This is a genomic window from Streptomyces sp. NPDC060209, assembly GCF_042728155.1.
Taxonomy (GTDB): domain Bacteria; phylum Actinomycetota; class Actinomycetes; order Streptomycetales; family Streptomycetaceae; genus Streptomyces.
This window is the reverse complement of sequence record NZ_JBHWZS010000363.1, coordinates 1-8,062: the sequence shown is the minus strand read 5'-3', so window position 1 is coordinate 8,062 and position 8,062 is coordinate 1. Positions and strand designations below refer to the sequence as shown.

General features: G+C 70.3%; 6 protein-coding genes. 3 read left to right on the top strand and 3 right to left on the bottom strand.

Going from position 1 to position 8,062, the window contains the following annotated elements; genetic code table 11:
* Positions 1–32: 32 nt before the first annotated feature.
* A complete protein-coding gene (locus ACFWFI_RS38235) occupies positions 33–773 on the bottom strand; it encodes a DUF4232 domain-containing protein (RefSeq protein ID WP_387399698.1) in 741 nt (246 codons plus the stop codon).
* A 395-nt stretch (positions 774–1,168) separates the two neighbouring features.
* On the opposite strand from ACFWFI_RS38235, the gene ACFWFI_RS38230 reads away from it, so the two are divergent.
* On the top strand, positions 1,169–2,566 hold the full coding sequence (locus tag ACFWFI_RS38230; RefSeq protein ID WP_387399696.1) for a helix-turn-helix domain-containing protein: 1,398 nt from the start codon (positions 1,169–1,171) through the stop codon (positions 2,564–2,566).
* Between the two features lie 64 nt (positions 2,567–2,630).
* Here the strand turns inward: ACFWFI_RS38230 and ACFWFI_RS38225 are convergent, their stop codons facing one another.
* Positions 2,631–3,575: an RNA polymerase sigma-70 factor gene (locus ACFWFI_RS38225; protein ID WP_387399694.1), complete on the bottom strand. Its 945-nt coding sequence runs from the start codon at positions 3,573–3,575 to the stop codon at positions 2,631–2,633.
* Positions 3,576–3,748: 173 nt separating this feature from the next.
* Between ACFWFI_RS38225 and ACFWFI_RS38220 the strand changes: the two genes are divergently transcribed.
* Positions 3,749–4,234, top strand: coding sequence for a carboxymuconolactone decarboxylase family protein (locus tag ACFWFI_RS38220; RefSeq protein WP_387399692.1), 486 nt, complete (start codon positions 3,749–3,751; stop codon positions 4,232–4,234).
* Between the two features lie 118 nt (positions 4,235–4,352).
* On the opposite strand, the gene argS is transcribed toward ACFWFI_RS38220, so the two are convergent.
* Positions 4,353–6,122 (bottom strand): arginine--tRNA ligase, encoded by a 1,770-nt coding sequence (gene argS, locus ACFWFI_RS38215; protein WP_387399691.1) that lies wholly within the window; start codon positions 6,120–6,122, stop codon positions 4,353–4,355.
* A 145-nt stretch (positions 6,123–6,267) separates the two neighbouring features.
* Here argS and lysS point away from each other — a divergent pair, with 145 nt between their 5' ends.
* Positions 6,268–8,028 carry a lysine--tRNA ligase gene (gene lysS / locus ACFWFI_RS38210; protein WP_387399689.1) on the top strand — a complete coding sequence of 587 codons (1,761 nt, stop codon included), beginning with the start codon at positions 6,268–6,270 and terminating at the stop codon, positions 8,026–8,028.
* The last annotated feature ends 34 nt before the right edge of the window (positions 8,029–8,062 follow it).

Here is an 8,062-nt window from a genome sequence, read left to right as displayed (position 1 = left end):
CCGCTCCCGCGGTGTCACGCCCGTCGCGAAGGTCAGTACATGAGGGCGTCATCCATGTCGGTCTGCCAGTAGGTGACGGCCAGGGTGCTGTCGACGTACACGTCCTTGCTCAGCGGGACGCTCACCGGCGTGCCCACGGATTCCGAGTCCGCGCCCTGGAAGCCGACGGCCAGGTCCTTGGTGGAGTAGCCGCCCGTGCCGCTGCCGTCGGCGGACGAGGTCATGACGCCGGTGTAGGCGGACTGGCCCGGGGTGAGGACGACGACGGCCTGCGGCACGCTCTCCTCGACAGTCCGGGGGACGGACTGCGCCTCACCGAACCTCAGGAACGGGTAGGAGTAGGCGTAGCAGGCCTTCGAGCCGGTGTTGGTCACCGTGAGCAGCATGTGGTTGATGGGGCGCGTGACGCTCGTCATCGTGAGCTTCGTGTTCGCTCCGGTGCAGGTGGGCAGGGATTCGCCGTTGTCACCGCTGTCGCCGTCACCGCTGTCCTGCGGCTGCTTCGTGGTGGGCTTCGCCTTGGGGGAACCGGAACCATCGGCGGCGCCCGAACCGGAGTCGGAAGTGCCTGACCCCTCAGTCGGCTTCTCGCCCTTGTCCGCCGCCGGGGCGGCCGAGGTGCCGCCGGCCGGTGCCTGGGACGCCGAGCCGGTGGAGCCGTCCGCGGCTGCCGGGCTGTCGCTCTGGCAGGCCGTCAGCGACAGGGCGGCGATCAGCGCGGCGGTGCCGAGGGCGGAGGTGCGGGCGGCGCGGCGGAAGCGAAGGTTGCGCATGAGACAGTTCTCCCCGTTTGAAGATGATGGGTGCCCGGGGCGCCGTTTGGCTCCCTGAGGTGCGGGCGGGTGTACTGGTCGGTGACGCATGATCAGAGGCGTTACAGGAGTGCGATGACGATCGCGATGCAGGCGATCAGCACTCCCGTGGCGACCACGTCGGTCAGGCTGAGTTCAGGTCGATCACGCACGTCGGCTCCCGGGACGGGTGAGGGTGGGATGTACGGGTCGCGGGGAACGCCGCGGTGTGTCCACATCCTTTCCAGGCCCGGATTTCCGTTGCAACGGTTGCCGTGGCATGCGGGACGCTGGAACGCCTGCACGCACTCTGACCTGCGCGGACATCACCTCCCTGGAACGCCTTTCCGGGAAGGAACGGAAGGGGAACGGTCGGGGTGGGCACAGAGATCCAGGACTTCGCGGCACTGCTCAGGGGGCTGAAGGAGCGGTCCGGTCTCAGCTACGGGGCGCTCGCCGGGAAGCTGCACATGAGCACCTCGACCGTGCACCGCTACTGCAACGGCGACGCCGTTCCCCATGACTACGCGCCCGTCGAACGCTTCGCGCGGGTGTGTCGGGCGTCGGCCGACGAACTGATGGCACTGCACCGGAAGTGGATCCTGGCCGACGAGGCGAAGCGGCGGGGGACGCGGAAACCGGAAGCGGGTGGGGCGGCTGCTGCGACCGACTCGTCCGAGGCAGCCGTTCCCTCGTTCACGGATCCCGAGCCGGTCGTCCCCGAGCCCGCCGCCCCGGACAGTGCCGCGCCCTGGGGTCAGGCCGAATCGGAAGCGGTCTCACGGCCCGAAACGGAATCCGTATCGGGGGACGTGACACCGGAGGGGCCCCGCCCCGGACCCGTCCCCGCTCCCCGGCGGCGAACCACACGGAGACTGCGCGTCCTGCTCACCGCGGTGGCGGTCGTGGCCCTCACCGTCCCTGCTGCCCTCGCCGTACGCGGCCTCGGCAGCGACGAGCCGTCGGACGACGGACGGACGGACGCTGCGCCCAGCCGCACGCTGGTCGTTCCCAGTGGCCGTGCGAGCGCGAGCGTGAAGCCGAGCGGGAGCGCCGGTGCTTCGGCGACGCCCAGCAGCGCCGCTCCCTCGCCCGCCGGCAGGAGCAGCGCTCCTGCCGGGCCCTCGCCGTCCTCGCGCGGGCCGCAGGGCGGTGGCGTGCCCGTGCACGCCACCATCAGCTCGTACAACTGGGAGTCGCCCTGCGGGCAGTACTACATGCTCGACCAGGAGCCCGACGACGTGCCGCCGCCACCGGCGCCTCAGGACACCCGTGGCTGGGCGCGGGCCCTCGGCGGTGTGGACGGGGGTGACATGAAGCTCGAACTCACCCTCCAGGGGACGTCGGGCGAGGCGGTCGTGCTGAACGGGCTGCATGTGCGGGTGCTGGGACGCAACGCGGCGCTCGCCCGGTCCGCGTACTCGATGGGGAACGGCTGCGGGGGAGGCATCACGCCGCAGACCTTCGACATCGACCTGGACGACAGCCGGCCGCGTTCGAAGCCCGTCGCCGGGGAGGACGCCGGCAAGGTCGTCCCCGCGAAGGACTTCCCGTACCGGGTGAGTTCCACCGATGTCGAGGTGTTCAACCTCGACGCGCATGTGGAGGGGCACGACGTGACCTGGTACCTGGAGCTGGAGTGGACCAGCGGCGGCCGGAGCGGAACCCTGCGCATCGACGACGGGGGCAAGCCGTTCCGTACGAGCAGCCTCGCCGCCCGGCCGGAGTACTACTACCGCTCGGACACGGCGCAGTGGGTCCCGGCGGAGTACTGACGGTGGTGCCGAGGCGGGCGTCGCGCGGCTCGGCGGCCGGTTTCCGGTCCGTGTCGGTGCGGGTTCAGCGGCGCAGGGAGGTCTCCTGCCGCATGTGGGACAGCTTCTGGGGATTGCGAACGGCGTAGAGCCCGGTGATGAGGCCGTCGTCGATGCGCACCGCCATGACGGTGTCGAGGGCGCCTTCGAGCCTGAGGACCAGTGCCGGACCGGCGTTGACCTGCGCCGGCCGGAATGTCGGCGCGGAGACCTTGCCCAGCCCGCCGACCAGCAGCCGGGCCACCTTGTCGGCCCCCACGACGGGCCGGAGGATTGCCTGCTTGACCCCGCCTCCGTCACCCAGGAGGACGACGTCCGGCGCGAGGATGTCGAGCAGGCTCTGCAGATCGCCCGTCTCGACCGCCCCTCGGAACGCGTCGAGTGCCTCACGGGTCTCGTTCGGGGAAACGGTCCCGCGCGGCCTGCGCGCCGCGACGTGGGCGCGTGCCCGGTGCGCGATCTGGCGGACCGCGGCCGGGCTCTTGTCGACGGCTTCGGCGATCTCCTCGTAATCGAGGCCGAACACCTCGCGCAACACGAACACCGCCCGTTCGCTCGGTGAGAGCGTCTCCATCACCAGCAGCATCGCCATCGAGACGCTGTCCGCCAGCTCGACGTCCTCGGCCACATCGGGCGCGGTGAGCAGTGGCTCGGGCAGCCAGGTGCCGACGTAGGACTCCTTGCGGCGGCCGAGCGTGCGCAGCCGGGTCAGCGCCTGGCGCGTGGTGATCCGGACCAGGTACGCACGCCGGTCCCGCACGGCGTCGAGATCGACACCCGCCCACCGCAGCCAGGTCTCCTGCAGGACGTCCTCCGCGTCGGCGGCCGAACCGAGCATCTCGTAGGCGACGGTGAACAACAGGTTGCGATGGGCGACGAACGTCTCGGTGGCCGGGTCGGGGCGTCCCGCGTCGATGGGCCGCCCGGCCGTGTCGTCCGTGTGCGTGGGCTCGCTGTGCTCGCTCTTCACCGGCTGCTCCTGCCTGTTCGCTCTCGACGGTGTCACGCGCACAAGACGCCGGACCCCGCCGCTCTGTGACACCCGCCGGCGATGGCGTACGTCACACGGCCGTCCTGTCACACGGAGCGTGGCGCCGGCATCTCGTGTTCGTCCAGTGCAACACCACGAGTGAGGACGACATCATGGACGCACGGTTCAACCTGTTCGAGAACGAGGTCGGCTCCAAGTTCGCCAAGCGGTTCGCCAACGCCGGCCTGGTGGTGCAGCGTTCGCCGCTGCCGAAGTCCACGCAGGAGCTGGTGTCGCTGCGCGCCAGTCAGATCAACGGCTGCGGCTGGTGCATCGACGTGCACGTCAAGGAGGCCGCGGCCGAGGGTGAGACCGCGGTCCGGCTCCACCTGGTCGCCGCCTGGCGCGAGTCCACCGTCTTCACCGAGGCCGAGCAGGCCGCGCTGGCGCTCGCCGAGGAGGGCACCCGGCTCGCCGACGCCCACCAAGGGGTGTCCGACGAGACCTGGGCCCTGGTGCGCAAGCACTACGACGACGACCAGATCGCGGCGCTGGTCTCGCTGGTCGCCCTGATCAACGCTGCCAACCGGCTCGCCGTGATCGTGCATCAGCGGGGCGGCTCCTACGAGGCCGGGATGTTCGCCGCCGCGTTCGACTGAACGGCAGCCGCGCCCGGCCGGGATCGCGGAATCGCCCGTGCGGGATCGTGTCCCGCACGGGCGATCCGTGCTGTTCCATCCGTCAGGCGCCGGCTTCGTGCAGGCGCCGGAGGCCGGGTCAGAGGCGCTCGGGCGTCCTGATGCCGAGCAGCTTCATGCCCTGGTGCAGGGTGCGGGCGGTGAGCTCGACGATGAACAGCCGGTTCTCGACGACCTCCGCCGGGTTCTCGTCGCTCAGCACCTGGCACTGGTCGTAGAACGTGGTGAGGTGCGAGGCCAGCTGGTACAGATACGCGGCCAGCTTGTGCGGCTCGTACCCCTCGGCCACCTCTTCCAGGACCGCGCCGAACTGGTCGAGGTGCAGGCCCAGCGCGCGCTCGGCCGGGGCCAGGTCCAGCTCCGGGTGCGCGGCGGGCTTCGCGTCGCCCGCCTTGCGCAGGATGGAGCGGATCCGGGCGTAGGCGTACTGGAGGTACACCGACGTGTCGCCGTTCAGCGACACCATCTGGTCCAGGTCGAACTTGTAGTCCCGCACGGCGGAGGTCGACAGGTCCGCGTACTTCACGGCGCCGACCCCGACGTACCGGCCGTTCTCGACGATCTCCTCCTCGGAGAGGCCCACCTTCCCGGCCTTCTCCCGGACCACGGCGGTGGCGCGCTCGACGGCCTCGTCCAGCAGGTCCTCCAGCCGGACGGTGGTGCCCTCACGGGTCTTGAACGGCTTGCCGTCCTTGCCCAGGACCGTGCCGAAGGCCAGCTGGTGCGCCTTGACGTCCTCGTTCAGCCAGCCGGCGCGGCGGGCCGTCTCGAAGACCATCTTGAAGTGCAGGGACTGCCGGGCGTCGACCACGTAGACCAGGGTGTCGGCCTTCAGGTTCTGCACGCGGTCGCGGATCGCGGAGAGGTCGGTGGCCGCGTAGCCGTAGCCGCCGTTGGTCTTCTTGACGATCAGCGGGACCGGGTTGCCGTCCGGGCCCTTCACGTCGTCGAAGAACACGCACAGCGCGCCCTCGGAGCGGACGGCGACGCCCGTCTCCTCCAGGATCCGGCAGGTCTCCTCGAGCATGTCGTTGTAGCCGGACTCGCCGACGATGTCGGGGTCGGCGATCTCCATGTCGAGCTTGTTGAAGACGGAGTAGAAGTAGATCTTCGACTCGTCCACGAAGCCCTGCCAGAGTGCCAGCGTCTCCGGGTCACCGGCCTGGAGGGCCACGACGCGGTCACGGGAGCGGGCCTTGAACTCCTCGTCGGAGTCGAACAGGACCCGCGACGCCTTGTAGACACGGTTCAGCGACGACATCGCCGCCTCGCCGTCCGCCTTGCCGCCTTCGTGCTCCAGCTCGCCCGGGTGCTCGAAGAGGTACTGGATGAGCATGCCGAACTGGGTGCCCCAGTCGCCGATGTGGTGGCGCCGGACGACGTTCTCACCGGTGAATTCGAGGATCTGGACCATCGCGTCACCGATGACCGCCGACCGCAGGTGGCCGACGTGCATCTCCTTGGCCACGTTCGGCTGGGCGTAGTCGATCACGGTCGTGCCCGCGGCGGACTTCAGCGGGACACCGAGCCGGTCGCCGTCGGCGGCCCGCGCGGCGAGCGTCTCGGTGATCGCCCGGTCGGTGAGCGTGACGTTCAGGAAGCCGGGGCCGGACACCTCGATGTCCTTGATCAGGGCGCCGGTGGGGAGGGCCGCCGTGACCTTGGAGGCCAGCTCGCGCGGGTTGCCCTTGAGCTTCTTGGCGAGCGCGAGGATCCCGTTGGCCTGGAAGTCGGCCCGGTCGCTTCGGCGCAGCAGCGGGTCCGCGGTGCCGGCCTCCGGCAGCGCTGCCGTCAGGGCGTCCGCCAGCTGCTGCTGGAGCGTGGAAGCGAGGGAAGGGACCGAAGCCATGAGCCGGCTGCCGTTTCGGTAGAGGACAAGGGATCACCCCAGTATCCCACGGGGTGCAAAGCCGTTTTCGCGCTGCGGGCGGTACCTGGGAGAATGGTGGTGCCCTTCGTGGGCGTCCCCTACGAGTCCTACACGAGAGAAGGACGTGCCGACCGTGGCTTCGAGTCAGAGCAGCACCGAGACCGACTGGGTCTCCCGCTTCGCGGACGATGTCATCGCCGAATCGGAGCGACGTGCGCCTGGCAAACCGGTCGTCGTCGCGTCCGGCCTGTCCCCGTCGGGTCCCATCCACCTGGGCAACCTCCGCGAGGTCATGACCCCGCACCTCGTCGCCGACGAGATCCGCCGCCGCGGGTACACCGTGCGCCACCTGATCTCCTGGGACGACTACGACCGCTACCGCAAGGTGCCGAACGGCGTCGAGGGCGTCGACGACTCCTGGCAGGCGCACATCGGCAAGCCGCTGACCTCGGTGCCCGCCCCGGCCGGGTCGGCGTACCCGAACTGGGCCGAGCACTTCAAGGCCGCGATGACCCAGGCGCTGGACGAGCTCGGCGTCGAGTACGACGGGATCAGCCAGACCGAGCAGTACCTGGCGGGTACGTATCGCGAGCAGGTCCTGCACGCGATGAAGCACCGTGCCGACATCGACGCGGTCCTGGACCGCTACCGCACCAAGAAGGACGGCGCGGCGGGGGCGAAGGGCGGCAAGAAGCCGCAGCAGAAGAAGGTCGACGAGGCCGAGCTGGAGGCCGCCGAGGGCTCCGGCGCGGCGGACGAGGACGACGGCGGCTCCGGCTCGGCCGGCTACTTCCCGTACAAGCCCTACTGCGGCAACTGCGAGAAGGACCTCACCGTCGTCACCTCCTACGACGACGACTCGACCGAGCTGAACTACACCTGCTCGGCCTGTGGCTTCGCCGAGACGGTCCGGCTCAACGAGTTCAACCGCGGCAAGCTGGTCTGGAAGGTCGACTGGCCGATGCGCTGGGCCTACGAGGGCGTGATCTTCGAGCCCAGCGGCGTGGACCACTCCTCACCCGGCTCGTCGTTCGTCGTCGGCGGCCAGATCGTCCGCGAGGTCTTCGACGGCGTCCAGCCGATCGGGCCGATGTACGCGTTCGTCGGGATCTCCGGCATGGCGAAGATGTCCTCCAGCAAGGGCGGCGTGCCGACTCCGGCCGACGCGCTGAAGATCATGGAGGCGCCCCTGCTGCGCTGGCTGTACGCGCGCCGCAGGCCCAACCAGTCCTTCAAGATCGCCTTCGACCAGGAGATCCAGCGCCTCTACGACGAGTGGGACTCGCTGGCCCGCAAGGTGGCCGACGGCACGGTGCTGCCCGCCGACGCCGCTGCCTACGCCCGAGCCATCGGCACGGCCGCCGGGGAGCTGCCCAGCACCCCCCGCCCGCTGCCGTACCGCACGCTCGCCTCGGTCGCCGACATCACCGCCGGCGCGGAGGACCAGACGCTGCGCATCCTCAGCGAGCTCGACCCGGAGAACCCGCTGACCTCGCTCGACGAGGCACGGCCCCGGCTCGACCGCGCCGAGAACTGGATCACCACCCAGGTGCCGGCCGAGGCCCGCACCATCGTCCGCGACGAGCCGGACAAGGAGCTGCTCGGCTCCCTGGACGAGCAGGGCCGCGAGTCGCTGCGACTGCTGCTGGAAGGGCTCGACTCGCACTGGTCGCTGGACGGCCTGACCACGCTCGTCTACGGAGTGCCGAAGGTGCTGGAGGGCCTGGCGCCGGACGCCAAGCCGACACCCGAGCTGAAGGTGGCACAGCGCTCCTTCTTCGCGCTGCTGTACCGGCTGCTCGTCGGCCGGGACACCGGGCCGCGCCTGCCCACGCTCCTCCTCGCGGTCGGGGCGGACCGGGTGCGGACGCTGCTCGGCGCGTAGCGCCACGGATGTGAGGACGGGCGGGCCGCTCAGC

Bases quoted from the DNA above. Each gene is read 5' to 3' on its own strand.
- ACFWFI_RS38220 (WP_387399692.1), top strand. From the start codon at position 3,749: ATGGACGCACGGTTCAACCTGTTCGAGAACGAGGTCGGCTCCAAGTTC.
- ACFWFI_RS38235 (WP_387399698.1), bottom strand. From the start codon at position 773: ATGCGCAACCTTCGCTTCCGCCGCGCCGCCCGCACCTCCGCCCTCGGC.
- argS (WP_387399691.1), bottom strand. From the start codon at position 6,122: ATGGCTTCGGTCCCTTCCCTCGCTTCCACGCTCCAGCAGCAGCTGGCG.